The sequence below is a fragment of the Mycobacterium simulans genome, from assembly GCF_900232995.1.
Lineage (GTDB): Bacteria > Actinomycetota > Actinomycetes > Mycobacteriales > Mycobacteriaceae > Mycobacterium > Mycobacterium simulans.
In genome coordinates this window covers 56,035-80,887 of record NZ_OCVX01000001.1, presented here as the reverse complement: position 1 = coordinate 80,887, position 24,853 = coordinate 56,035, and the positions used below count along the sequence as shown (strand labels likewise).

At 63.7% G+C, this 24,853-nt stretch carries 19 protein-coding genes and 1 pseudogene; 11 read left to right on the top strand and 9 right to left on the bottom strand.

The features are described 5' to 3' along the window. The first annotated feature begins 31 nt into the window (after positions 1-31). Positions 32-772, top strand: coding sequence for a TetR/AcrR family transcriptional regulator (locus MSIMFI_RS00365; RefSeq protein WP_191495702.1), 741 nt, complete (start codon positions 32-34; stop codon positions 770-772). Here MSIMFI_RS00365 and MSIMFI_RS00360 read toward each other — a convergent pair. The 3 genes and pseudogenes from MSIMFI_RS00360 to MSIMFI_RS00350 all read right to left on the bottom strand — a co-directional run bounded on the left by MSIMFI_RS00360 (position 658) and on the right by MSIMFI_RS00350 (position 3,400). Then, a pseudogene (locus MSIMFI_RS00360) lies at positions 658-998 on the bottom strand (nuclear transport factor 2 family protein). The gene MSIMFI_RS00365 and the pseudogene MSIMFI_RS00360 overlap by 115 nt on opposite strands. 28 nt (positions 999-1,026) lie before the next feature. Further along, on the bottom strand, positions 1,027-2,151 hold the full coding sequence (locus tag MSIMFI_RS00355) for an FAD-dependent oxidoreductase (RefSeq protein ID WP_191495701.1): 1,125 nt from the start codon (positions 2,149-2,151) through the stop codon (positions 1,027-1,029). Between the two features lie 415 nt (positions 2,152-2,566). Further along, positions 2,567-3,400: an SDR family NAD(P)-dependent oxidoreductase gene (locus MSIMFI_RS00350; RefSeq protein ID WP_191495700.1), complete on the bottom strand. Its 834-nt coding sequence runs from the start codon at positions 3,398-3,400 to the stop codon at positions 2,567-2,569. Positions 3,401-3,679: 279 nt separating this feature from the next. Here MSIMFI_RS00350 and MSIMFI_RS00345 point away from each other — a divergent pair, with 279 nt between their 5' ends. Next, positions 3,680-4,393 carry a TetR/AcrR family transcriptional regulator gene (locus tag MSIMFI_RS00345; RefSeq protein WP_224770017.1) on the top strand — a complete coding sequence of 238 codons (714 nt, stop codon included), beginning with the start codon at positions 3,680-3,682 and terminating at the stop codon, positions 4,391-4,393. 35 nt (positions 4,394-4,428) lie between these two features. On the opposite strand, the gene MSIMFI_RS00340 is transcribed toward MSIMFI_RS00345, so the two are convergent. Continuing rightward, positions 4,429-5,085, bottom strand: a complete 657-nt coding sequence (locus tag MSIMFI_RS00340) for a PASTA domain-containing protein (RefSeq protein WP_191495699.1) — start codon at positions 5,083-5,085, stop codon at positions 4,429-4,431. A 383-nt stretch (positions 5,086-5,468) separates the two neighbouring features. Here MSIMFI_RS00340 and MSIMFI_RS27605 point away from each other — a divergent pair, with 383 nt between their 5' ends. Together MSIMFI_RS27605 and MSIMFI_RS00330 are read left to right on the top strand one after the other, a co-directional pair. Then, on the top strand, positions 5,469-7,013 hold the full coding sequence (locus MSIMFI_RS27605; RefSeq protein ID WP_224770016.1) for a PPE family protein: 1,545 nt from the start codon (positions 5,469-5,471) through the stop codon (positions 7,011-7,013). A 3,119-nt stretch (positions 7,014-10,132) separates the two neighbouring features. Continuing rightward, positions 10,133-11,161, top strand: coding sequence for an alpha/beta hydrolase (locus MSIMFI_RS00330; protein WP_224770015.1), 1,029 nt, complete (start codon positions 10,133-10,135; stop codon positions 11,159-11,161). Between the two features lie 48 nt (positions 11,162-11,209). Here the strand turns inward: MSIMFI_RS00330 and MSIMFI_RS00325 are convergent, their stop codons facing one another. Further along, the gene (locus MSIMFI_RS00325) at positions 11,210-11,428 is read right to left on the bottom strand and encodes a hypothetical protein (protein WP_191495698.1); all 219 of its coding nucleotides are present in this window, start codon (positions 11,426-11,428) and stop codon (positions 11,210-11,212) included. Positions 11,429-11,517: 89 nt separating this feature from the next. On the opposite strand from MSIMFI_RS00325, the gene MSIMFI_RS00320 reads away from it, so the two are divergent. The 5 genes from MSIMFI_RS00320 (at position 11,518) to MSIMFI_RS00300 (ending at position 19,302) form a co-directional block, all read left to right on the top strand. Continuing rightward, entirely contained in the window at positions 11,518-12,960 is a 1,443-nt protein-coding gene (locus MSIMFI_RS00320; RefSeq protein ID WP_191495697.1) for a serine/threonine-protein kinase, read from the top strand. A gap of 104 nt (positions 12,961-13,064) precedes the next feature. After that, entirely contained in the window at positions 13,065-15,680 is a 2,616-nt protein-coding gene (locus tag MSIMFI_RS00315) for an FHA domain-containing protein (RefSeq protein WP_191495696.1), read from the top strand. Between the two features lie 332 nt (positions 15,681-16,012). After that, a complete protein-coding gene (locus MSIMFI_RS00310) occupies positions 16,013-17,263 on the top strand; it encodes a YcaO-like family protein (RefSeq protein WP_191495695.1) in 1,251 nt (416 codons plus the stop codon). Then, positions 17,260-18,240 (top strand): Gfo/Idh/MocA family oxidoreductase, encoded by a 981-nt coding sequence (locus tag MSIMFI_RS00305; protein ID WP_191495694.1) that lies wholly within the window; start codon positions 17,260-17,262, stop codon positions 18,238-18,240. Before MSIMFI_RS00310 ends, MSIMFI_RS00305 begins: the two co-directional genes overlap by 4 nt. A 177-nt stretch (positions 18,241-18,417) precedes the next feature. Beyond that, positions 18,418-19,302: a decaprenyl-phosphate phosphoribosyltransferase gene (locus MSIMFI_RS00300; protein WP_191495714.1), complete on the top strand. Its 885-nt coding sequence runs from the start codon at positions 18,418-18,420 to the stop codon at positions 19,300-19,302. Between the two features lie 39 nt (positions 19,303-19,341). On the opposite strand, the gene MSIMFI_RS00295 is transcribed toward MSIMFI_RS00300, so the two are convergent. The 4 genes from MSIMFI_RS00295 to MSIMFI_RS00280 all read right to left on the bottom strand — a co-directional run bounded on the left by MSIMFI_RS00295 (position 19,342) and on the right by MSIMFI_RS00280 (position 22,340). Then, positions 19,342-20,280 (bottom strand): M48 family metallopeptidase, encoded by a 939-nt coding sequence (locus MSIMFI_RS00295; protein ID WP_191495713.1) that lies wholly within the window; start codon positions 20,278-20,280, stop codon positions 19,342-19,344. A gap of 97 nt (positions 20,281-20,377) precedes the next feature. Continuing rightward, positions 20,378-20,689 (bottom strand): hypothetical protein, encoded by a 312-nt coding sequence (locus MSIMFI_RS00290; protein WP_191495693.1) that lies wholly within the window; start codon positions 20,687-20,689, stop codon positions 20,378-20,380. 215 nt (positions 20,690-20,904) lie between these two features. Then, complete coding sequence (locus MSIMFI_RS00285) at positions 20,905-21,729, bottom strand: hypothetical protein (protein WP_191495692.1); 825 nt, start codon at positions 21,727-21,729, stop codon at positions 20,905-20,907. Beyond that, positions 21,726-22,340, bottom strand: coding sequence for a TetR family transcriptional regulator (locus tag MSIMFI_RS00280; protein WP_191495691.1), 615 nt, complete (start codon positions 22,338-22,340; stop codon positions 21,726-21,728). Before MSIMFI_RS00280 ends, MSIMFI_RS00285 begins: the two co-directional genes overlap by 4 nt. A 118-nt stretch (positions 22,341-22,458) precedes the next feature. Here MSIMFI_RS00280 and MSIMFI_RS00275 point away from each other — a divergent pair, with 118 nt between their 5' ends. Then, positions 22,459-24,072 carry a class I adenylate-forming enzyme family protein gene (locus tag MSIMFI_RS00275; RefSeq protein ID WP_191495690.1) on the top strand — a complete coding sequence of 538 codons (1,614 nt, stop codon included), beginning with the start codon at positions 22,459-22,461 and terminating at the stop codon, positions 24,070-24,072. Beyond that, entirely contained in the window at positions 24,059-24,832 is a 774-nt protein-coding gene (locus tag MSIMFI_RS00270) for a class II aldolase/adducin family protein (protein WP_191495689.1), read from the top strand. Before MSIMFI_RS00275 ends, MSIMFI_RS00270 begins: the two co-directional genes overlap by 14 nt. Positions 24,833-24,853: the final 21 nt, after the last annotated feature.

The following is a 24,853-nucleotide window of genomic DNA, read 5'->3' as shown; positions in this document are numbered from 1 at the left end:
GGCAGAGTTGTGAGTAAGGAGCAATGGAGCTGTGGTAACTCCTCGGTTGCAGCATCCCGACGACGTCATCGACTGCGTCGAGGCTCTTGTTGCCAAGGCTGGCTTAGACGCATTGACAATCCGGACACTGACAAAAGCCACCGGGTTTTCTAACGGCGGGATTTACCGCGCGTTCGGATCGCGCGGCGGACTTATTGGCCGAATGTGGATTCGCGCGGAATGCCGCTTCCTGGAACTTTTGAAAAGCCTTGTTGCCCAAGCGGACAACCCAGTTGACGCGGTGGTTGCGGCCGCGGAGGCTTCGATCCGCTACCCCCAGCTGCACCCGATATCAGCGGCGGTCTTGTCTAGGGTGCATCGCGAAGAAATTTTGAGTCAGCCGATGCCAACCGAGGCCAGCAACCAACTACGCGCTCTGGCCCATGAACTCGGGGAAATCATGTCTCGGCTAGCGCTGGACCTGTGGCATCGTAGCGATGCCGCGGCGCTCGACCTGATCGCGGTCTGCATCCTTGATCTTCCGAAGTGGATCGCCTTGCAGGACATAGGATTTGCACCATCAGTCGTAGACGAATATCTGCGCGGTGCGGTGCGGGCTGTCTTGGAAATTGGGCCACCGGCGTTGCCCAACCGTCGTGACGAGATGCCGACGATACGTCAGCAGCCGGAAGTTTGCCGGGCCATCTCGGAATTGGGGGCCGCCCAGTCGGTCGACACTTTTCGATGCCGGATCAGCCAGCTGTCACCCTCGGGCGCCAACGTGTCACGGTAGCGGCCGAAATGGTCGAGCCCGATCGGAGTGACGACGGTGAAGTACGACGAGACGTGCGCCTGGTCGGGAGTCAAACCGGTGAGGGCTCAAAGCCGCGTATCTCGAGGACGCCGTCAGCGCAGAACGTCTGCGCAAGCTCATCGAGCCGTCCGGCGTCGCCGGACCAGTTGTACCGCGCGAGGGTGTTCCGGATCTGTTCGCGGGCAACAAGTTCCCACATCTCCACCGCTGCGACTCCTCACCTACCGTAGGCGTCATCGGAATGGATCGTTTTCTCGCACACCCCGATACATGCCCCATCGAACGATCCACGGCATCACCACCCAGTCAACCGACCATGACGGTAGACGGAACGCCTGGCCGGTGGGTAGGAAGACCTCCAGTCCGTCGGGCTGTATCCCCAGTAGTGAACCCCACCGTCGTCCCGGCGTCCGGAAGGTGCGCAGCCGTCGACCTGCGAACTCGGCGCGGATGTTGTGGGCCACCACTGCATCCCCACGATTGCGCGCGGAGCTGCGAAGCGGGTCGGTTGCCGCAATGTCCCCGACCGCGAAGACATCACGATGACCGGGCACCCGCAGCTGGGGCGTCACCCGAACGAACCCGCGTTCATCGAGCAGTTCCGGCGGCAACCAGTCACTGTTGGGTTTTACCCGCCCGATAGCCCACAGCACTGCATCGGCGGAGGCCGGTGGTTGTCCGGTGGTCCATCGGACAGGTTCGTTGGTGATTTGATTGCCCGCGTAGTCGTTTGAGACGACAGCGCGATGTCCCGAATGGACACCCACGCCGAGGCCGGTCAGTCGGTCGTGGATGCGTTTCCAAATCCGCGGGTGATAGGCACCCAGTGCGCGGTCTCCGGGGAAGTACAGGTCGATCCGTTTGTCTGGCCAGGTGGTGGCGATGTTGGCGGCGCTGGTGATCGCTGCCGCGCCGCCACCCACGACGATCACCGATTTGGCGGCGGCTACCCGCACGTGCGCAGCGTGTAGGTCTGCGCCGATCTCGGCTGCCGACTGCAGGATCGGCCGCCGCCAGAAGCCGTTGCTGACGCCCGTTGAGATGACCAGCGCGTCATACGTTTCGGCGATCGTTGCGCCATCGTCGCTACGACCGAATACGGTTCGGGCCGCCAGGTCCACGCCCGTCAGCGTGGCCTGAATCGTGCGTACTCGATCCAAACGCCGAAATCTGTCGAATGGAATCCAGTAATCGCGGGCCCAATCCTCGGGACGCGACAGACGTACGCCAAGTTCTTGACCGCTTACCAACGCGGGTTTCACCGAGATCCCGACGACGTCGAAGTCCGGAGACAGCCGGATCGCGGCCAAGATGCCTACGTCGCCCAGCCCCGCGATGACAACGCACCTGCGGCTCATGTCAGTTGCCGCCTCCCCGTGGTCCTGCATCGGGCCCGGGGGCAAAGCGCGGCACCCTATCGAGACCCTGATAACCGGGTGAGCGTTGCAGGCCGCGCGTTTCCACCAAACTATCCAGCCGCGGCCGACTGGCAGTCGGACCCACACCAGCCAGGCGGCGGCCCACAGCGACAGCAACCGCATGCGCGACGCCACCGCGCGCTAATGACCGCGACTTAGTCATCGTCGCGGTCTCAGTTCGCTTCGGCCGCTGGACTTCTCGCCGAATGCGGACCTCCTTACGCGCAACGCCCGGGTGGCCCCCGGACCTCGGCCGCGATTGGCAAACTGTAACACGTTCTACCGGCCGGGCCGAGGCCGCGGGGCAGGTCCTAACTTCCGTCGCCAGCCCAGGTGATCCACGCGCAGGCTTCGGTCAGGGCGCGACAGGGCGATTCGTCCATGCTCTGCCGGTTGGGCGTGACGACCGGTACCAGCCGCCCGCCGCGCTGGTGCCGCCGTCGGTCGGGATCGTGTGGCCGGTGACGAATGCCGATAGGTCCGACGCCAGGAAAAGAATCACCCGGGCCTGGTCGTCGGGCAGCCCCATCCGTCCGACCGGAACCCATTGTGGCCACTGCCGCTGCTCCTGGTCCGATAGCCACTGCGAGTAGGGCACTTGCAGCGATTCGGTGACGTCGGGGCTAATCGCGTTGACCCGCACACCGTCGCGACCGACTTGCACCGCAAGGCTGCGGGTGAAGTGGATGACGGCGGCTTTGAAGGCGGCGTAGACCGGATCCTCGGGGTAGCCACTCAATCCTTCGACGGAGGAGACATTGACGATCGACCCAGCGTTTTGGTCGATCATCGTCGGCAGGAACGCGTGGGTTACCAACAACACGTGGTGCATGTTCACCCGATAAAGCTCATCCCACAGTTGCGGGTCGGTATCCACGAAATTGCCGGGGTGGCGCAGCCAGTGCCCGACGTTGTTTACCAGCACATCCACCCGGCCAAAGCGATCCAGCACCGTTCGCGCCAGGATGGCAACTTGTGCAGTGTCGCGGACGTCGGTGACGACCAGCTGCGCCGATCCGCCAGACATTGTGATCTCATCGGCGATCTGCGCGGAGCGCTCGGCGTCGATATCGGCGATGAAGACGTGGGCGCCGTGTCGGGCAAACAACCGCGCGGTCGCTGCGCCGATGCCGCCACCGGCGCCCGTCACCACCGCGACTCGGTCGGCCAGCAGTGGGCTCGTGTGCATTGTGTCCTCTCCATACTCTGCGCCGGGATGCGCGATGGCTCAGTCGGATTCGTCCTAATAGCGCATCACGTATCCGGCCAGAGCGACTGCACGAACCGAAACTAGCAGTCGGCGCAGCGTGCCTGCAGTAGGTGCACGAAACATGTTTCCGCGCACCGCTTTTACGACTTCGCCGACTTCGCGGACTGAGCGTTCCGCAACATTGGCCGCAGGCACCGTGACCTGGGAATTTAATCCTTGAGTAATCGAGTATGACAACGGGTGGGCAAGACTTGGCCAGTGCTCAAGCAATCCGCCACGACCAGTTTTTGCGATGCCCCAAAGCGGGAAAGCAGTGAAAATGGTGTGCTGAGTCCTCAACTGCAGCATCCCGACGCGGTCCTCGACTCTGTCGAGGTCCTTGTTGCCCGGTCGGGGTTAGACGCATTGACGATTCGTGCCCTCACAACGGCCGCCGGCTGTTCCAACGGTGCGATCTATCGGACGTACGGCTCGCGCGGCGGGCTGATCGGTCGAATGTGGATCCGTGCAGAGCGCCGTTTTCTGGCGCTGCTCAATCGTCAGGTTGCCCAGGCGCACAACCCTTTTGATGCGGTGCTTGCGGCGGCGGAGGCATCGATCCGTCTCCTCGATCAGTATCCGCGGTCGGCCGCCGTGCTGTTCACCACGCGCCGCGAGGAGGTACTAAATCAGGCGATGTCGCCTGAGTTGGGCGACCAATTACGCGCTTTGGACCAGGAACTCGTGGAGTTCATGTCGCGGTTGGCGATTGGCCTGTGGAAGCGTCACGATGCCGACGCGGTGGGGCTGGTGCGCGTCTGCGTTCTTGATCTGCCGAAGCGGATTGCCTTGCGGAACATGCGCTTTGCCGCGCACACCGTGAACGTATACCTCCGTGGAGCGGTCGGAGCGATCTTGGAAGTTGGCCCTCCGCCGTTAGTGGGCGAGGATGAGACCACCCCAGAAGAAGCGGCGTACTGCATCCTTCTCTGATTGCTCGCCCGCGATATCGGTGTCGTCGCTATCGCTTACCCGACGGCTTGGTCGCGTGGTTCGGGAAGCATCTCGTTCCCCGACCGGGGCGTGGGTCGCGGACGCCGTGGTTCACGAACTCCAGCGCCACCATCGCCTACGAGCCACAACCGGATTACCGATCCGGCATGTACCCGCGCGCCGGACTCGGGGCTCTGATCGATGACGATCCAGCCCGGGTCCGTGGGCACCGGTTTGTCCGGTTGGGCGTTGATTGCCACTAGTCCTTTGTCGTCGAGCACTTCACGCGCCTTGATCCAGTCCAGTCCGACGACATTGGGCACTGTCACGTTCGCCTTCCGGGGCTGCTTGTGGGCGCGCATTTCGATCAGATCAGAGGCCGCGTCCGCAAGAGCCGTTGATGCACTTGCGCGCTCCGGCTCGCCAGCGTCGGGGGACTCGTCGAGATCACGCCAGCGTTCCCACGCGGATTGCCGCGTGACGCCCAGATGGGTCGCGATCTCGGTCCAGGACTTTCCCTGCCGTCGGGCGGCTCGAACGGCCTCCAGCTCCGCTTGATCCAGCGAGCGGCGTACCACGCCGATGTCGGATAACGCCGCCAGCGCATCGTCACCTTCACGAGGGCGTCCGGTACGCGCGGTAAGCCGTCGCCAGGCTTGCCTTGCCTGCTCCCAGGCATCAGCGATGCTCATAGATGTCAGGGTAGCCTGACATGCCAGACGGCACTCTGCCACCGTGTGCGAACTTCCGCGCAACGATCCGAGCAATCATGGAAGTTGGTCCGGCGCCGATGGCGTGACAGCGCGAAGCCAGTCCGAAGGGGGCAGCGAACCAGGTCGTTCTGTGAGTTGCCGCGAGTGGCTGCCGTCGGAAATTTCTTGCGAATTGGCAAGAGGTTTGACGGAAAGAAGCTGCCTCTCCTGGCATCGCCAGATATGTTTCTTGCTGACACATTTCTGGATTTGACCGGGGCGGTTGCCTCGGTGTCGTCGCCCGGGAGGCGCGCGATGGTTTCTGTAGTCACCGCGGTGCCGACGGCCGCCGATGTCGTGGCAGTGCGGAACGGACTAATCTGATGAGTTTTTTGGTGTTGCCCCCGGAAATCAATTCGGTGCGGATCCTGACGGGTCCGGGGTCGGAGCCAATGTTCGCGGCGGCCGCGGCGTGGAACGGTGTGGCCAGCGAATTGAATGCCGCGGCGTCCTCATTCGGGTCGGTCATCTCGGGACTAGCGGGTCAGTCCTGGCAGGGGCCGGCGGCGCTGGCCATGGCGGCCGCGGCTGCTCCCTACGCGGGGTGGTTGAGCGCGGCAGCCGCCCAAGCCGAAGGGACGGCGGGGCAGGCCCTGGCGGCGGCAACCGTATTCGAAGAGGCGCTGGCGGCGACGGTGCACCCGGCGGCAGTGGCGGCCAACCGTAGTGCGCTGGTATCGCTGGTGATCTCGAACCTGTTCGGTCAGAATGCCCCGGCGATCGCGGCCACCGAGGGCCTCTACGAAGAGATGTGGGCCGCAGATGTCGCCGCGATGGTGGGCTACTACTCGGGGGCATCGGCGGTGGCCGCGCAGCTGACACCATGGGCGGCGGTGCTGCCCGGCATCGATGGGGTTGACTTCAGTATCTCGATCTTCGGGTTGCAACTCGTGCAGTCCGGTACCGCTCACGCCAACACGACCTTTGGTGGGTTGGCAGTCGCCTCCGGCGCGAACAGCTCGGCCACTGCCGACCTGGCCGATATCGCCTTTGCATTCGGCAGCGGCAGCAGCGCCGCGGCGACCGGCGGCATCCTCAACATCGCCGGTGTGGGCGGCAGTAACAGCACAGCCAGCGCTACCGGCGCGGTGAACATCGGCACCGGTGCCCTCGCCTTCGGTGACAACAACACCGTCACGGCCAGCTCCATCGGCGTTGCCAATATCGGAACCGTCGCTGCCGCATTCGGCAACAACAACACGGTCTCAGCCATGGCCAACGGCGTGCAAAACAACGCCACGGTGGCAGCCGCGTTCGGCAACAACAACACCGGGGTTTCCGCCGTGGTCAACGGTGTGGAGAACACCGGCGTCGTGTCGGCCGTCTTCGGCAGCAACAACAACGGGGTTGGTGCCGACGCGTTCGGTGTGGAAAACAACATCATCGTGGCCACCGCCGCCGGCAGCGGCAACAGCAATGTCCATGCCGGCGCGGGTGGTACGGGTGCCAACGAGGGCGTTGTGGCCGCTGCGTTCGGCAACAACAACACCGCCGTCGGAGCGGTTGCGACGGGGGTCGGCGGCAACTCGGAACCGTTGCGTTGTCGTTCGTCGGCAACAACAACAACATCACGGCCGAGGCGCTCGGCGGGGGACATATCGGCACCGTCGCCAGCGCATTGTTCGGCGACAACAATGTGGTCAAGGCCAGCTCGATCGGCCTGGACAACATCGCCACCGTGGCCACGGTCGGCGGCAGCGGCAACGGCGGGGTCTCGGCCCAGGCCAGCGGCGCAGAGAACATCGCCACCGTGGCGACCTCGTTCGGCAACAACAGCCCCGTGGTCGCAGCAAGCGCACTCGGTGTGGGCAATATCGCCAACGTGGCCACCTCGCTGGGCAACGGCAATAGCGTCAACGTCAATGTGATCGGCGCAGGAAACATCGCCACCGTGGCGACCTCGGGCGGCGACAACAATGGCGTCGGCGCCAGCGCCGTGGGTGTCGGTGCCAATATCGCCCAAGTAGCAACAGCTTTCGGCAACGGCAACAGCCAGGTAAGCGCCGATGCCGGCGGTGCCGGCGGCAATATCGCTACCGTTGCCACCGCGTTCGGCGACAACAACACGGCCAAAGCAAGCGCCTTCGGCGCGGGCAATGTCGCGACGGTGTCGTCGGTGTTGTTCAGCAACAACAACGCATCGACGGCAGAAACCATCGGCGTCGAGAACATCGCCACGTTGGCCACCTCGTTTGGTGACAACAACAACGTCTCGGCCGAGGCCAAGGGCGTCGGCGGCAACATCGCGACCATCGCCACGGCCGTCGGCCAGGGCAACACGAAAGTCGATGCCGATTCGGGCATCGCGGGTGGCAATATCGCCACGCTGGCCACCGTGTTCGGCGATAACAACTCCGCCCAGGCCAGCGCGTTGGGTGCCGGCAATACCGCCACCCTTGCCACCGTGTTGTTCAGCAACAACAACGTTTCCAACGCGAGCGCGCTGGGCGTGGAGAACATCGCCACCGTTGCCACTTCGTACGGTCACGACAACAATGTCTCAGCCAGTACGCCCGGTGTTGGTGCAAATATCGCGACGTTCGCCACCGCAATAGGCCAGGGCAACACCCAGGTTCATGCCGAGGCGGGCGGCGGCGGCGGCAACACCGCGACTCTGGCCACCGCCATCGGTGACCAGAACGCGGTCTCGGTCACCTCGACCGGCCTGGGTAATACCGCCAACATCGGCACCGTCATCGGCAACGGCAACACAGCGAATGTCAACGTATTCGGCGTGGAGAATATCGCCACCATCGCAACCGCATACGGCGACAACAATGGTGTCGCTGCCGGCGCGCCCGGCGTCGGCGCCAATATCGCGACCATCGCCACCGCGATCGGCGACGGCAACAGCCAGGTCAGCGCGACGGCGGGCGGTGCGGGCGCCAACATTGCCACTCTGGCCAACGTGTTCGGTGACAACAACACGGCGGTCGTCAGTGCGATCGGCGGGAACAATATCGCCACCGCTGCCACTGGCATCGGTAACAACACTGGGCTGTCGGCCAGCTCGTTCGGCCTGGACAACATCGCGACGTTGGCGACGTCCTACGGCGACGGCAATGGCACGGTCGCGGCCGAATCCGGCGGCGCGGGCGGCAATATAGCCACCCTGGCCACGGTGTTCGGCAGCGGCAACAGCACCACCGGTGCCCACGCGATCGGCATCGGGGGCAATATCGCCACCCTGGGCACTGTGATTGGTGACAACAACACCACAGTCTCAGCGAGTGCGACCGGCTCGGGCAATATCGCGAATGTTGCTACCGCCATCGGTGACAAGAACTCGGCGGAAGTCAATGTGTTTGGCGTGGATAACATCGCCACGTTCGCGACCGCGGGCGGTAACAACAATGGGATAGCCGCCAGCGCAACCGGTGTCGGCGGCAACATCGCCACCATCGCCACCGCGATCGGCGACAGCAACAGTCAAGTCAGCGCCGCGGCGGGCGGTGCTGGTGCCAATATTGCCACCTTGGCTAATGCGTTCGGCGACAACAATATCGCCACGGCCAGCGCTACCGGCCTCAACAATCTACCCACTGCCTCGACCGTGATCGGCAGCGGCAATGAGATGAAAGTCAGCGCGTTCGGCCTGGACAACATAGCCACGTTGGGGACCGTGATCGGTGACGGCAACACCGGTGGTCTGGTCGAGGCCGGGGGTGTGGGCGGCAACATCGCGACCCTGGGCACGGTGTACGGCAACAACAACACCGCGGCTGTGGCCAGGGCGGTGGGTGTGGGCGGCAATATCGCAACCTTGGGAACCGCATTCGGTGACGGCAATGCGGTCAAAACCACCGCGACCGGCATCGGCAATGTCCCTACCGTCGCCACGGCGATCGGTAACAACAACTCGGTGACCGCCGACGTGTTCGGGGCGGAAAACATTGCTACCGTGGCCATCGCGATCGGAGACGGCAACAGTGGAGTGCTGGCCGAGGCCGGCGGCGCTGGAGGCAATATCGCCACCCTGGCCACCGTGTTCGGCAGCGACAACACCACTGTTTCGGCCCGCGCGGTCGGCCTAGGCGGCAACGTCGCTACCGGCGCGACCGTGTTGTTCAGTGACAACAACTCGGCCACAGCGGTAGCGAACGGCGCGGGCAATATCGTCACCCAAGCCATCGTCTACAGCGGCCACAATTCCGCCGCGGCCACTGCTACCGGCGTGGGCAACATCGCCACCGCCGCCACGGCCATCGGCGCGGGCAACGGTGTTGGGGCAAGCGCTGGCGGCGTGGGCGGCAACATCGCCACCGTCGCCACCGCAGTCGGCGACAACAACACCGTCGCAGCCGGCACCGGCGGGCTCAACATTGGCGGTGTTGCCACCGTCGTCGGCTCCGGCAACACCAGTGTCGAAGCCCGCGGTCATAGCGTGCTGAATTTCGTCAATGTCGCCACCGTCGTCGGCGACGCCAACAACGCGGTGGTAGCCGGCGCGAACGGCACGGCCAACATCGCTGTCGTCGTCGGGGGAGCCAACTCAGCCCTGGCCGGCGACCAAACCGGGGGCCTTAGCTATGGGAACCTTGCGATCGTCATTGCCAACAACGGCATCGCCCGCGCATTCAACGGCCATCTCAACCTCGCCGTCACCTTCGCCGACCACCTGTCGGCGCTGGCGGGTCCCGGCAGCTTCAACGTTGTCATCCTGCCACTTTCGCTACAACCCGTAACGCAATAAGGCCCCGCTGTACGTGCTCGATGGCCCGCCGCGACTGGCCGCGCCTATTTCTTGGTTGCACCGCGTGCCCGTTATCGACGAACCGCCCGGAAATGGCGTGTTCAACGGCATCACGCTGACCGTCAAATAGCGCCTGTCCAGATCCCGATCACGCGACGACACATATTTTTGCTCGGTATACCCACTGTCCCGTCGCACAAACGTGACGAACCCTACAAATGCGGCGTGAGCCGCGCCACGTTTGGCGTCCACCGGCCAGGGTATTCGACGAGCATCATTAGGAGTTGATCGCAAATGGTTACGGAGGAGTATCCCGATCACTGGTTGCCCGACAAGGCGATTGAGCGGCGAATGCACCACCGTCGGAGCGCGCAATCCCGTGCAGTCTCGTTGGCCAGCCGCCTGATAGTCAAGAATGCCGTGCGCGCATGGGCCGTCCAGCCGAACTTACGCTGGCCATTCGAATACGTCGACGGGTTTGTCGGTTTGCTGCCACGTTTCAGGTCCGCGGTGAAAATCGAACCAGTACGCCTTGAGCACTGCACTGCCGAATGGGTTTGTGCGGCCGGGGTATCCCCGACCCGAGCCATCCTTTACCTGCACGGCGGCGCATTCCTGACCTGCGGCCTCAACACGCACCGTTCACTGGTGGGTCGCTTGTCGAAGGCGGCCGAAGCCGGCGTGCTCAACATTGGATATCGAAAGCTGCCGGCCCATCAGATAACCGAGGCGATCGACGATGCAATCAGCGGGCTCACCTGGCTGAAAGATCACGGGTATGACGATGATCGGGTCGTTGCTGCAGGCGATTCGGCTGGGGGATACCTGGCGTTCATGGCCACACTCTCCGCTATCCAGAATCGCGTCGCCAAGCCGGCCGGAATTGCGGCCGTCTCGCCATTCACAGATGCGGATCCCACCCGAAAACTCAAGCACCCCAACGCAAACAAGTGCTCGATGTTCACTGGCGGAGCATTGTCGATGTTTACGCGATATCTCAGCGAGGTCCGGCTTCTGCAGGAACGAGGAAATTCGCCGGGTCCGATTATCTCACCGGTAGATGCCGACCTGTCCGAGTTGCCGCCGGTCGCTATCCACGCAAGTTCCGACGAGTTATTGCTCCCGGACGCCGAGCTCATGGCGAAACGCCTGGAAGCGGCGGGAATCCGGTGTGATCTACATCTTTGGGACGGACAAATTCACGACTTCCCGTTGGCGGCCGATGTCTTGCCCGAAGGGAGGCGAGCGATTAAATACATCGGCGAATTTGTCAAAGAGGTCACTGCTGGATACGACGAGCCCGTCACAGCAGCAGCCGGATGAGCCGAATAAGGCCGCTTACCAGCGGATTTCCGCGACGGCGCTCCACTTTTAGCTCTCGCGGTCGTCGAATTCCTCCAGCTCCTGGTCGATCGGGACCGGTTCCCGCTGTTCCTGCCAATCGGCAGCAGTCGTCTCCAACGGCACGTCACCCTCGGGCGGTGTGCCTTCGTCCTCCTCTTCGGACGACAGGTCGGAGGTAGGGCGCTGTTGGTCTACGGCATCGGCGATGGGTATGTCGTCGCGGAACGCACCGTCGGTGTCGTGCATGGACTGGGGGTTCCCCTTGTCTTGTGATCAAAAACCGGATAGGACACCGTATGCGCATTCGCGCCCGTCCGGCCGGCTAAGCTGCGGCTATGTCGCTCGCGGAAGGTTCGACGTTCGCAGGCTTCACCATTATCCGGCAGTTGGGGTCCGGTGGGATGGGTGAGGTCTACCTAGCCCAGCATCCGAGACTGCCCCGGCAGGACGCGCTCAAGATCCTGCGGGCCGAGGTATCAGCGGATCGTGAATACCGGGAACGGTTCAACCGCGAAGCCGACGCCGCCGCGTCGCTGTGGCACCCGCACATCGTTGCCGTGCATGACCGGGGTGAGCTCGACGGCCAGCTGTGGATCGACATGGACTTCGTCGACGGCACCGACGCCGTGCAATTGCTCCACGAGCGGTATCCCAACGGGATGCCCGGCCCCGAGGTCGCCGAGATCGTCACCGCGGTGGCCGAAGCATTGGACTACGCTCACGAACGCAAGCTGCTGCACCGCGATGTCAAGCCCGCCAATATCCTTATCGGCCGGCCCGATTCTCCGGATCGCCGAATCATGTTGGCAGACTTCGGGATCGCCGGCTGGGTGGGTGAATCGAGCGGGTTGACCGCCACCAACATGACGGTGGGCACCGTGTCGTACGCGGCTCCAGAACAGCTCATGGGCGACGACCTCGATGGGCGGGCCGACCAGTACGCACTGGCGGCGACGGCGTTCCAACTGCTGACCGGCTCGCCGCCCTTCCAGCACTCGAACCCGGCCGTGGTGATCAGTCAGCACCTCGGCGCCTCGCCGCCGGCCATCGGCGATCGCCGTCCCGGCCTGGCGCAGCTCGACCCGGTATTCGCCATGGCACTTGCCAAGAACCCCAAGGACCGCTACCTGCGGTGCATCGATTTCGCGCGGGCGTTGGGCCATCACTTGGGCGGCGGTGCTGATCCCGACGGCACGAGTCCCTCCCTGCCTGCCGCGGCGCCGGCTCCTCCTGCCAACCGTTCGCTGGTGCGGCCCGCCGTCATCGTACCCGCACTGCTCGCGATGCTGCTGGTCATTGCCGTTGCAGTGGCATTGCGTGAGTTCCAGCGTGCCGACGACGAGCACGCCGCACCCGCTTCGCCGACCAGGACCACAGGTGCGACAGCCACCGCCTCGGCGACCCCTACGACCGCATCGCCCGCGACGACCGCGCCGACCGCCGCATCTACTTCTGGGGCCGCCGACACGTCGACAACCGCGTCCACGGTCGACATCCCGGTCGTCGCTATCGGTGCCGCCTGTTCCCCGCTGGGCAGCATCGGGACCACAAAGACCGGAGCGACCGCCTACTGCTCGACGCTGCAGGGCACCAACACCACGATCTGGTCGCTGACCGAGGGCACCGTAGCCAGTCCGACGGTAACCGCTACGGCCGAGCCGACCGAGGCGCCGCTTCCCAGCGAGCAGGAGTCACCGATACGCGTGTGCATGCAGCAGACCGGCCAGACGCGGCGTGAATGCCGCGAGGAAATCCGCAGAGGCAACGGTTGGCCGTGACAGGTGTTTGTGACAAACGGCAAGTCCGCTTCGTGACTTGGGCACGTTAATACATGGCGACGTCCTAGCGTGTATTGGAGCCCGTGCCGATACAGTTGGTCCTGATGACCCAAACAGCCGCCCCGCCTGCGCTGACCGTGCGGTATGCCGGAGCCGAACGCACTTTCGCGGCAGGCCATGATGTTGTCATTGGACGTGACCTGCGGGCGGATGTCCGCGTCGCCGATCCGCTGATCTCCCGAGTACACCTGCTGCTGCGTTTCGACCAGGGCCGATGGATAGCCATCGACAACGGCAGCCTCAATGGGTTGTACGTCCACGGCCATAGGGTGCCGGTCGTTGACATTCAGGACGGCCAGCGAGTCAATATCGGCAACCCGGATGGTCCCGCGCTGGATTTCGAGGTCGGGCGCCACCAGGGTTCGGCCGGGCGTCCCCCGCAGACGACGGCTATGCCAATACCGCCCCGGCCGAGTGGACCAGTCCCGACCCATGGCCCGCCGCAGACCGGGGCGTACGGCCACGGCCAGCCGCCGCCGCCATCGACCGCGCGGATGCCCGGCGCCCAGCCAAGCGGACCGCAGCCGCGATTCCCGTCGGGGCCGCAGCCGGTCCGCCCGCAAACCGGCCCGCATCAAGCACCACAGATTTACCGGCCACCAGCCGGGGCATCCCCGCCGTCCGGTCCCGCGATATCCCCGGCGCCTCCCGTGGCTCCCCGCGGCGGCACCGCTGCGGGAAATGTCGCAACGTCGATGATGAAGATCCTGCGGCCGGGCAAGGGCGTAGGGGAGTTGCCGCCGGGCTCAATCAAGATCGGCCGGGCCGATGACAACGACATCGTCATTCCCGAGGTGCTCGCATCACGGCATCACGCCAGCCTCGTGCCGACGCCTGGCGGCACCGAGATCCGCGACAACCGCAGCATCAACGGCACCTTCGTCAACGGCACCCGGGTCGACTCGGCGATGCTGCACGACGGCGATGTGGTCACCATCGGCAACATCGACCTTATTTTCAGCAACGGCACTCTGTCGCGTCGCGAAGAGACTCTGCTGGAAACCCGTACCGGCGGCCTTGATGTGCGCGGGGTGACGTGGACGATCGAGGGCAACAAGACGCTGCTGGACAACATCTCGTTGACCGCACGCCCCGGAATGCTGACCGCCGTGATCGGCCCGTCGGGCGCTGGCAAGTCGACCTTCGCCAGGTTGGTGGCCGGCTACACACACCCGACGAGCGGCACGGTGGCGTTCGAAGGCCACAACGTGCACGCCGAATATGCCTCGCTGCGCAGCAGGATCGGCATGGTGCCGCAGGACGACGTGGTGCATGGTCAGCTCACCGTGAAGCAGGCGCTGATGTATGCCGCCGAATTGCGGCTGCCGCCGGACACCACGAAGGACGATCGCGAACAGGTGGTCGCTCGGGTGCTGGAGGAACTCGAGATGAGCAAGCACCTCGAAACGCGTGTCGACAAGCTATCGGGTGGTCAGCGCAAACGCGCGTCGGTCGCCTTGGAGCTGCTCACCGGGCCGTCGCTGCTGATCCTCGATGAGCCGACATCCGGTCTGGATCCCGCGCTGGACCGACAGGTCATGACCATGCTGCGGCAGTTGGCCGACGCTGGGCGTGTGGTGCTCGTGGTCACCCACTCGCTGACCTACCTGGATGTATGCGATCAGGTTCTGCTGCTGGCACCCGGGGGCAAGACCGCGTTCTGCGGACCGCCGAGCCAGATCGGCCCGGCCATGGGAACGACGAACTGGGCCGACATCTTCAGTACCGTTGCCGACGACCCGGACGGGGCCAAGGCTCGATACTTGGCCCAGACGGGTCCGCCTCCGCCAGCGCCGCCACCAGAGCAACCCGCCGAGCTCGGCGATCCGTCGCACACGAGCTTGTTCCGGCAGTTCTCCACGATCGGCAGGCGGCAGCTGCGGTTGATCATCTCCGACCGGGGCTACTTCATCTTCCTTGCGCTGTTGCCGTTCATCATGGGGTCGTTGTCGATGTCGGTACCAGGCGACGTCGGCTTCGGTTTCCCGAACCCAATGGGTAACGCCCCCAACGAGCCCGGCCAGATTCTGGTGCTGCTCAATGTCGGTGCGGTCTTCATGGGGACCGCGCTGACGATCCGCGATCTCATCGGCGAGCGGGCCATCTTCCGGCGAGAACAGGCGGTGGGCCTGTCCACCAGCGCGTACCTATGTGCGAAGGTCTGCGTCTACACGGTGTTCGCGGTCGTCCAATCGGCGATCGTGACCATCATCGTGCTGGTCGGCAAGGGCGGCCCAACCCAGGGCGCAGTGGCATTGGGCAAGCCGGGTCTGGAGCTGTTCGTCGACGTCGCCGCAACCTGTGTCGCGTCCGCGATGCTGGGGTTGGCGCTGTCCGCCATTGCCAAGTCCAACGAACAGATCATGCCCCTGCTCGTGGTCGCGGTCATGTCGCAGCTGGTGTTCTCGGGCGGCATGATCCCGGTGACGGGACGTATGGGACTGGACCAAATGTCGTGGGCCACACCCGCGAGATGGGGTTTCGCGGCGTCGGCCTCCACCGTCGACCTGATCAAATTGGTGCCCGGCCCATTGACTCCGAAGGATTCGCACTGGCGGCACACGGCCGGCGCGTGGTGGTTCGACATGGCCATGCTGGCCGTAATCAGCGTCTTCTATCTCAGCTTCGTGCGCTGGAAGATTCGCCTCCCGCGCGGCTGATCACTGGCATCGAGGCGGCGGATCCGGTCCCCCGATTGGGGGACAGCCCGTTACGCCATTCGGTGGCTAACGCGCGGTCGGCAAATCATGCAGGATAGCGGTCTGGGCGGAAGACCCCGCTACCGCCTATATCAGTACGCCGAGAGGAGGTGACCTATGTCCCACGACATGCTTTTCGGCATGACTGACGGCGAGATCGAAGGCGAGCTTCAAGTTGTCGCTCTCTGTTTTTCGATGGAGTGATACGCGGGTCAGTTCAGACCACACGACGGTGGGGAACTCGCAGCTGATTGCGGGTTCCCCACCGCTGATTTTCTGAAGAAGATATTCGTATGCTGGATTCGTGTGCGTCCCGCACGGCGGAGCAGTTCGGCCCGGATTGGTCTCATTGGCCGGCTCGTTCGCTTGGCTCAGGTGATCCCGCTGTAATTCGCCACCATCAAGGCACCCACCGCACCGTTAGCCCCGAGGCGACTTGGCAGGCTGTACAGCCGCTGCTTGGACCGGCCGGCATCACCCGGATCGCCGACATCACCTGGCTGGACGAGATCGGTATTCCCACGGTGCAGGTGGTGCGGCCGGCGTCGCTGACGGTGTCGGTGAGTCAGGGAAAAGCCAGCAACTATCGCGCCGCTCAGGTGTCGGCCGTGATGGAATCGCTCGAATACTGGCACGGCGAAAATGCCGTTCCCGACTTACGGTTTACGGCTACCGACGATTTAATCTCGGCGTTGACCTACGATCCCGCTGTACTCGACCGCCCGCCCGGCAGCTTCTATCACTCCCGCGCCAAGCTCGACTGGATGATCGCGACAACCCTGCTGACCGGCCGCCGGACGTGGGTGCCGTCGGCGGCGGTCACGGTGAGCGTTGCGGTCAGCGAGAGTTGGGGACCGCCGATGTTCACAATGCACACCCAAGGTCTGGCATCGGGCAATAGCTACTACGAGGCGGCGCTGCACGGCCTGTACGAAATCATGGAACGGTACTGCCTGGGCGCGGCTGTCGCGGATTCGACGATGTGGGAAGTGCGGGCCGACGATGTCGGTGGCGCGGAGTGCGCCGACCTAGTTGACAAGGTGTATAGGTCCGGTAATGAATTGCGAATCGCCCGCCTCGACTTGTGGAGCGGCTACTTCTGCTTCGCCGTTGAGTTGATTTCACCGAAGCTGGGGGTGCCATTCTTTGGCAGTGGTTTACACCACGACCCTAAGGTGGCGTTGTCGCGATCGATTACTGAGGCCGCTCAATCGCGACTTACCGCGATCAGTGGAGTTCGCGAGGATATCCCCTCAACACTCTTTGAGCGGTTCGCGAATGTACAACCGGTCGCCGCTCAGCGCTCGAGAACGCGCTTTTCTGCGGCGCCGCCGACTCCGTGGCAAGTTGTGAGTACCGATTCGCTGCCTGAGTTGGTAGCCGCGGCGGCGACGGCGGTCGTCGCGCGAACCGGGATAGAACCGTTGGCGGTGGTGTGCGACTTTCCGGGTGCCTGCGTTCCCGTCGTGAAGGTTATTGCCCCCGGCCTGTTGTTGCCAGCGGCTGCCTCACCGATGCGGACCCCTTTGCACGAGTCGGTATGACCGCGCTCGAACGTAGGACAAGGGTCGTTCTCTGTGGCAGTAATTACGGCGCCTTCTACATCCCGTCTTTGCAAGAACTGAATAACTCATTCGAGTTGATCGGCGTACTCGCGGCTGGAAGCGAACGTTCGGCGCGACTGGCGGCACGGCAGAAAATTCCCCTCTGGGCGAGCGTCGCAGAAATTCCGAATGATGCGGACGCCGCGATTGTCGCGCTTCCACCGGCGGCGGCAGCAACAGTAACCAAACAGCTGATTCACCGGGGCGTTCACGTTCTGATGGAACACCCGGTACGCGGTGAGGTGCTCCGCGAGGTGCGTCAGGAAGCTCTGTCGGCAAAGGTAACTCATTTCGTAAATTGCCACTTCGCAGAGCTCAGCTCGGCGCGCGCGTTCGTCGATGAATGTCGACGCCGACGTGACTTGAGCCAACCGTTGTACGCCTCCGTCGTTACAGCGCCTCGTGCGGCGTACCCCACGTTCGATGTTCTCGGACGTGCCTTGGGTTCGCTGGCTGCGGCACGTCTTCAGCGTGAACCCCCGCCATCAGCGATACCGGAACATCCGTTCGCAAGCCTCTGCGGGGTGATCGATGGAGTTCCGGTTCGGGTGCAATGCAGCCGTGACGTTGGGCCGGTCGACGATGGTAGCGACAGCCCGGTTCCGCACCGGATCGAAATCGGATTTCGAGACGGAAGTTTGATCCTGCATTCATTCGCTGGTCCGGTCATATGGTTGGAAACTCTTCGGCTGGCCTTGCGCAGTTCCACCAACCCGCTATGGCGCATTCACTCGGCGGAAGCTCCGACGTTTTCTCGACTAATGAAAGACCGGGTTAACGCGAACAATCGAACGCTGCGTGAATTTCGTCAGAAAATTGATACTGGCAAGGAGCCTGGGCACCAATCGACTGAGTGGTTGAGCACCCTGTCAGAGCTCGCAACGACGGTTCGGGTACGTCCACTCACATCCGATTGACGCGCCACGAGCCATGCGTTGTCGCGGTCATGCGGCCGTAATCGGTGTGCGCTACCTGTGCTTTGGGTGCTGGAAGATTCGCCTCAAGGGGTGGCAGATCACTGGCGCCGTTTCGTCACATCGCATGTGCTGATCCCTTCATAATCAACAGTCGTGGTCAGTCGCCTGTCATCCGAGATGCGGCCGCCCTCCGCTGTGGCGGCGGGCATTATCAAAGCGCTGCGGCCGCGGCAATGGGTCAAGAACGTGTTGGTCGTTGGTGCATCGTTGGCCACCGTCGGGGATGAGCACGACTTCCGAGACGTTTTCTACAAGGCGGGCATCGCAATGGTGGTGTTCTGCCTGGCCGCATCCTCGATTTATCTGATCAACGATGTCCGCGACGCGGATGCCGACCGGCAGCACCCCATCAAATGTTCCCGTCCAATAGCCGCCGGTGTGGTTTCGCCGGCTCTGGCCTGCACCCTGGCCGTTGCGCTGGCCGGCGCCGCCTTGGCGGTCTCGTTGGCGACGGTCCCCGCGCTCGCGTTGGTCGTCATGACTTATCTGGCAATGCAGCTCGGCTACTGTTTTGGCCTCAAACACCAAGCGGTGCTTGACATTTGCATCGTCGCGTCCGCTTACTTGATCCGAGCAATCGCATGTGGTGTGGCGATTGGAATTCCGCTGCCACCGTGGTTTCTCGTTGTGATCGCCTTTATTGCGCTGTTCATGGTGGCTGGCAAGCGCTACGCAGAACTGCAGCTCGCCGAGCGTACGGGCGCCCAGATCCGCAAATCGCTGGACAGTTACAGCGGCGCCTACTTGCGGTTCGTATGGAGCATGTCGGGCACGGCCATCGTGGTGGTATACGTGCTGTGGGCGTTCGAGCAAGACAGGCATGGCGTGTCATGGTTTGCGGTATCGGCGATCCCGCTCACGATGGGGATCCTGCGCTACGCCGTTGACATCGACGGCGGCATGGCGGGTGAACCGGAAGAGATCTTGTTGCGGGACCGCACTGTACAGCTGCTGATCGTCGCATGGATCGCAACCCTTTGCACCGCAACCGTGTTGGCCTGAGCGTCCCAACTATTGAGTTGTCCAGGCGGTCGCTGCGGATCAGCGCATCCAGCCGGCATTCTGGGTCGGTTGCCAGGGCGGCGTCTCGATCGGGGCCAGCTGCTTTGGCCGGAAGAATAGTGATCCCGCGACGGCGCGGTTGCGCAGCGCCGCTGCGCGCCAGGTGTTTACCGGGTGCGAGGACAGCATGTTGGCCAGCCAGACAAAGAATCCGGTCTCGGTCCTGGCCCGGTCAGCCATGCCATCGAAACTCACCGACCTGAGCAGATACTTTCCTGCGCTCAGCACGCCGATAGTTCGGCCCGCGCCCGACGGGCGGAACGCGTACCCGTAATTGTCGGCGGTGTATTCCATCGACCGCGACAGCGTTGCGCCCAGGAAGGGGACCTTCATTGCCAGCTGACTGAGCTGACGCCAGTAGGACGCGTGCCCCGCCGCGATATGTCCAACCTCGTGGCCAATGACGAACGCGAGGGCTTCGGGATCGCGGGCCTGGCCGCCGATCTCGAAGAGGTCGCTGTAGACCACGACATAGCGACGGAAGCCGTGCCCGCTGGAGAACGCGTTGATGAGGCCGTTGCCCAGTACGACGTAGGCGTCGGGTACCTCGCTGAGTCCGAACCGTTGGGCTGCCTCGACGACGAGCCAATAGCCCTCCGGAAATTGGGTCGGTGACATCTTGACGCCGTTGGCCCGTTGCTGGCCGTAGGTCAATCCGCGGAGGAAGTACAGCGCGATCGGTGTCGCCAGGATTGAAAGCCACAGCAGGCTGGCCCTACCCGACAACACGATTGCGAAGGCGAGCATATAGAGCAGGAGGCTGGACAAGATGACCAGGACAAGGAGCCCGATTTCCCACGGGTGCCGTCTTGGGCGCTCCAGGTGACCGGTCGGGCCCGGTGCGGGTGGTACAGGGGCGCCGTGGTACGAGGACGGGAAGGAGTGGTGATGATTCGGCGCCGATTCCACGATGGCCATGTTGTCCTCGAACTCCTCTGTGATGTCGGTTTGTTGGTGTGACTTCGAGAGTCCGGGGCGCACTTGGAGGATCCTCAATAAATCGTTGGGCGACCCATCAACCCTCCGAAATGATGTGCAGCCGGCGCGCGGCATATTCCGTATCCGAGATCGCTCCGCTCCCGTGTAGGGTCTCGAGATCGCGCAGGCGTTCGGAGATCGAACTGGAACCAGCCCCGGTAGCAGGCCCCCACCCCTCGCCGAGCTGGATGAGCCGCAGCGCAGACAGCACGCCGGCCGCGGTAATCGGCAGCCCAAGGTAGAGCATCCACCCCGATGGCATGCCGGATCGGCTCAGCGTGAAGTAGTGCAGGAGGAGCATGAGGCCGACCATCCCCCCGATCGACACCACAACCACCTTGGTTTTCACTGGCTCGCTCCTTCTTGTGGCTCTCTGTCTATTCGCAGCCATGGGGCAAGGGGACTGCGGCAACGCGCTACCGATCCCAAACATGGGAGTGCCAAGAGGGTTCGTTTTTCTGGCGGCTAAAGGGTCGGGGACCGCCCTTGGAGGATTCTCAACAGATTCTTGGAGTGCAGGTAGACGGCCGGTTCCCCCCCGATCGAGGGTGCCTGTCGACCCGGTCAGGGGTGTGCGGCGAGAAACGTCTCGTTCGGCATGCCGGCGGTGAGCTCGTCTATATCGAAGGGGCGATCCAGGCGGGCATGTAGCTCGTCGCGATCGGCGAGCAGGCCGATCTCGGCGGTCTGCCGGGCAACGAGTCGTCCGAACCGCGGACAGAGCCAACGCATCAGGGCCCGTTCGGGTTTCGTGCAGTTCGCCGCGCAGTAGCCGACGTGGCCGATCTCGTCGGTGAGGATTTCGGTATAGAGCCGCTCGATCCGGGCGGCAACGTCGGGTTCGTCGGCGAACAATGCAACGCCTACGCGCCGCAGTTCGTGAAACATAATGCAGCCCGCCATTTCCGCCGCGCCCACGAACGCAAACCCGAGTCGCTCGGGGAGGAAGACCTCCATCTTGACGAACTGGCGCATCACGAACGGGGGGACCACCACTTGGAATGGCAGACCGAACATGTCGAGCACGTACGCCAGCAGCCGAGTGTGATAGTGCTCCTCGAGCGCGAGGTACACCCGCTCGGGCGGCTGGTCATCACCGCCGATGCGTCCGTAAGTGTCTCCGAGGTCCACACCGAATCGCTCCGCTTGGTTCAACTTCGCGGTGGCCAATAGGAACAGCGTCTTGGGATCGACGTCGGGCTCAGGCCGGCGGCGGCGCAGGTTCCGCATGAACACACGCCGATCGACCAGGTGAGTCGAGCGCACCGGGTCCGCATCCAGGGCTGCGAAGAACTGTTCACGACTTGTCAGGCGTCGATGCAACAGATCGGCGTCGCCGTCGCGCCGGGCCAGAAAGTCGCGGTAGCCCTCGATGCCTGTTCCGCTCATCGTTCCCCCATCCCGTGAACGACCGTCTTGACGTACCGGTCCAGCAGAGCGTTCCGCGCCCGGGACGCGGGCGCGCCGGTGGCCAGCAACGCGAAGAGCCCCGTCATAAAGATCACGCCGAGCTCGCCCGGGTCCGCGTCCCGAGAAACTCGCCCGGCGGCCTGCGCGTCGGCGACCGCGGCGATCACAAACTCGGCGAGCGGATGCTTACCCAGCTCATCCTCGACGGGTCGCGTCGCGGAGAAATGCAATCCCAACATGTCTCGGAAGATCACCGGACCCAATCGCCGCTCGGCGGCGAGCACGTGGCGCACCAGCAGCGTGAGCATTGACAGCAGATCGTCACGCTGGGTCGTTCTCGCGGCGAGCTTCGCCACGATCTTGGCCTCTTCGGCGCGCTCCAGCTCGACCAGCACGTGTTCCTTGGTCGGGAAGTGAAAATAGAAGGTGCCCCGGGCTACGCCTGCCGCGGTGACGATCGCACCGACGTCCGCGCCCGCCAGTCCGGCTCGCCCCAGCTCGGCCACCGCGGCATCGAACACCCGCGCCCGCGTCTGAAGGCGTTGGGCTTCCCGTACGCCCGGCGGGCCGGCTTTCGTGCCAGACGTCATCAAAGGCACCCAGGTAACATATCGAATTTCACTGACAGATGTCAATGACGTGCGTCAGCCAATGCGGCGTTTGGGCAGCCCAAGGGCGGGCCACGGCTTTGTTCCCTATCATTTGGTAATGCACACTGGCGCGCTCGACGCAGTGGCATTCACCCGTGAGGAGGCGACCCGGTATCGCGCGGCGGGTTGGTGGTCCGACGCGACGCTGTCGGATGCGGTACGTCGTAATGCCGAACGCTCACCGGACCGGGCGGCCTACGTCGAACCGGCCGGCGTCTCGCTGACTTGGCGTGAATTCGACTGTGCGGCAACCGCTCTAGCTGAGCAGCTGGGCGGACTTGGGGTGACTCGTGGCGATCGGATCGCGGTATGGCGCGGCGACTCCGCCGCCACGCACGTGCTGTTGGTTGCCATCGAGCGTTGTGGTGCCGTAGCCGTCGGTATCGGCGCGCGGGCCGGCACCCGCGAGGCCGGCCAGATACTCACCAGTGCGCAACCCAAGATCGTGGTCACCGACGCACGGCGTGGCGACGCGGCCAGAGGCGTAGCCGCCGACCTCGCAGTGCCGCTACTTGTCCTGGCTCTCGACGGGGGAGTGCCATTTCTAGACGTCGACGCGAAGTCCAGGCCACTAACGGTCGAGTCGCAACTGGGCCCCGACGACGTCTTTCTAATCAACTCCACTTCCGGGACCACTGGGTTGCCCAAGTGCGTGGTACACACCCAAAACCGTTGGCATTACTTTCACCAGAAGGCCGTTGCGAACGGGCTGCTCACGGCGGACGACGTGTTCCTGCCCCTCATACCGATGCCATTCGGCTTCGGAATATGGACCAGGCATACGACTCCGATCTACCTCGGCGCCACAGCGGTGATCCTGGAGCGATTCACAACCAGGGCTGCATGTGAAGCGGTAGCCCACTGCAAGGTCAGCGTGTTGTGTTGCGTTAGTACACAATTGACGATGCTGATGGCTGACGATGCGTGCCGACAATACGACCTGAGTTCGCTGCGTGTCGTCTTCACCGGCGGCGAGGCACTGCCATATCGGCCGGCCGCCGACTTCGAGGATCTCACCGGGGCCACGATCCTGCAGTTCTACGGATCGAATGAGACCGGGTTGCTCAGTGCGACCACGTTGGACGACCCTCGCGAACGCCGCCTGAAAACCGCCGGCCGGATCGTGCCCGAAATGCGGGTTCGGCTCTTCGACGGCGACAGCGATGTCACCGACACCGGACGTGGCCAGCCTGCGTGCCGAGGTCCGGCGACCAGCCTTGGCTATCTCGGCGGCACCGACCACGACAAGCTGTTTACCGGTGACGGGTGGATGCGCATGGGCGACCTCTGCGAAATCGATGCCGACGGCTATCTGAGCGTCACCGGCAGGACATCCGACTTCATCGTGCGCGGCGGCAAGAACATCAGCGCGGCGCAAGTCGAGGACGCAGTCACAACCCATCCAGCCATCGGGGTTGCGGCCGCGGTCGCGATGCCCGACCCGGTGTTCGGTGAAAAGGTTTGCCTCTATGCCGAACTCGCCGAATCCCGCAGCGTCGATTTGCCCGAGCTCATCAACCATCTGCTGACACTGGGCGTTTCCAAAGAGTTGCTGCCCGAACGCCTCATCGTGGTTGACGAGCTACCCCGATCTTCCGGCGGAAAGATCGCCAAAGGCCAACTCCGCGAGGATCTTCGAGTAAGGATTGAGGCCAATCATGAACGTTTCTAACCCACGCCGAGGCGGCCTCGAAGTGTGGGCGCCATCCGTAGTGCCCCCGATCGGAGTCGAGCTATCCAATGAGCAGGCTCTCGCTGTGGCCTTCCGCCACCTGGCTGCCATTGGGTTCGCAGAGAACATGGCAGGACACATCACTTGGCAGCTCGATGGACAGACTGACATGTTGGTCAATCCGTGGGGGTTGTGGTGGTCCGAACTCACCGCGTCGGATATCTGTGTGGTGGATGCCGCCGCGCGGGTGGTCCACGGTCGCTGGGACGTCACACCGGCAATACACATCCACACCGAACTACACCGTGTCCGTGACGACGCCCGGGTGGTTATTCACAATCACCCGTACTACGCATGCGTGCTGGCCGCACTGGGACGGCTGCCTGACCTGCTCCATCAGACCGGATCGCTGTTCGTTGATGACCTGTGCATGGTCGAAGCTTACGACGGTGAAGTCGACAGCCCGTCCCGCGCAGCCGATCTCGCGGCCCACATTGGTCGCGCGAACCTAACGATTCTGGCCAACCACGGCGTCATCGCAACCGGTCGCAACCTGGCCGAAGCGGTCTACCGGGCGGCATCGATCGAACGCGTATGCAAGCTGGCCTATGACGTCATGCTCACCGGCAAGGAGCCGGTGAAGATGAACTGGTCGGACATGGCTGGCATGCAGAAATCGCTAGTCGAGCGAGCCGCCGACGTGTACTGGGCGGGTGCGGCACGGATGACAATCAAGGCCGATTCCGACGTCCTCAGCTGATTAGCTTGCACCGCAAGGAGA

Excerpts from the sequence above, each read along its gene's own strand:
- MSIMFI_RS00355 (WP_191495701.1), bottom strand. The coding sequence starts at position 2,151 with ATGAGCCGCAGGTGCGTTGTCATCGCGGGGCTGGGCGACGTAGGCATC.
- MSIMFI_RS00350 (WP_191495700.1), bottom strand. The coding sequence starts at position 3,400 with ATGCACACGAGCCCACTGCTGGCCGACCGAGTCGCGGTGGTGACGGGC.
- MSIMFI_RS00340 (WP_191495699.1), bottom strand. The coding sequence starts at position 5,085 with ATGAGCATCGCTGATGCCTGGGAGCAGGCAAGGCAAGCCTGGCGACGG.
- MSIMFI_RS27605 (WP_224770016.1), top strand. The coding sequence starts at position 5,469 with ATGAGTTTTTTGGTGTTGCCCCCGGAAATCAATTCGGTGCGGATCCTG.
- MSIMFI_RS00330 (WP_224770015.1), top strand. The coding sequence starts at position 10,133 with ATGGTTACGGAGGAGTATCCCGATCACTGGTTGCCCGACAAGGCGATT.
- MSIMFI_RS00325 (WP_191495698.1), bottom strand. The coding sequence starts at position 11,428 with ATGCACGACACCGACGGTGCGTTCCGCGACGACATACCCATCGCCGAT.
- MSIMFI_RS00320 (WP_191495697.1), top strand. The coding sequence starts at position 11,518 with ATGTCGCTCGCGGAAGGTTCGACGTTCGCAGGCTTCACCATTATCCGG.
- MSIMFI_RS00315 (WP_191495696.1), top strand. The coding sequence starts at position 13,065 with ATGACCCAAACAGCCGCCCCGCCTGCGCTGACCGTGCGGTATGCCGGA.
- MSIMFI_RS00310 (WP_191495695.1), top strand. The coding sequence starts at position 16,013 with ATGCTGGATTCGTGTGCGTCCCGCACGGCGGAGCAGTTCGGCCCGGAT.
- MSIMFI_RS00305 (WP_191495694.1), top strand. The coding sequence starts at position 17,260 with ATGACCGCGCTCGAACGTAGGACAAGGGTCGTTCTCTGTGGCAGTAAT.
- MSIMFI_RS00300 (WP_191495714.1), top strand. The coding sequence starts at position 18,418 with ATGCGGCCGCCCTCCGCTGTGGCGGCGGGCATTATCAAAGCGCTGCGG.
- MSIMFI_RS00295 (WP_191495713.1), bottom strand. The coding sequence starts at position 20,280 with ATGGCCATCGTGGAATCGGCGCCGAATCATCACCACTCCTTCCCGTCC.
- MSIMFI_RS00285 (WP_191495692.1), bottom strand. The coding sequence starts at position 21,729 with ATGAGCGGAACAGGCATCGAGGGCTACCGCGACTTTCTGGCCCGGCGC.
- MSIMFI_RS00280 (WP_191495691.1), bottom strand. The coding sequence starts at position 22,340 with ATGACGTCTGGCACGAAAGCCGGCCCGCCGGGCGTACGGGAAGCCCAA.
- MSIMFI_RS00275 (WP_191495690.1), top strand. The coding sequence starts at position 22,459 with ATGCACACTGGCGCGCTCGACGCAGTGGCATTCACCCGTGAGGAGGCG.
- MSIMFI_RS00270 (WP_191495689.1), top strand. The coding sequence starts at position 24,059 with ATGAACGTTTCTAACCCACGCCGAGGCGGCCTCGAAGTGTGGGCGCCA.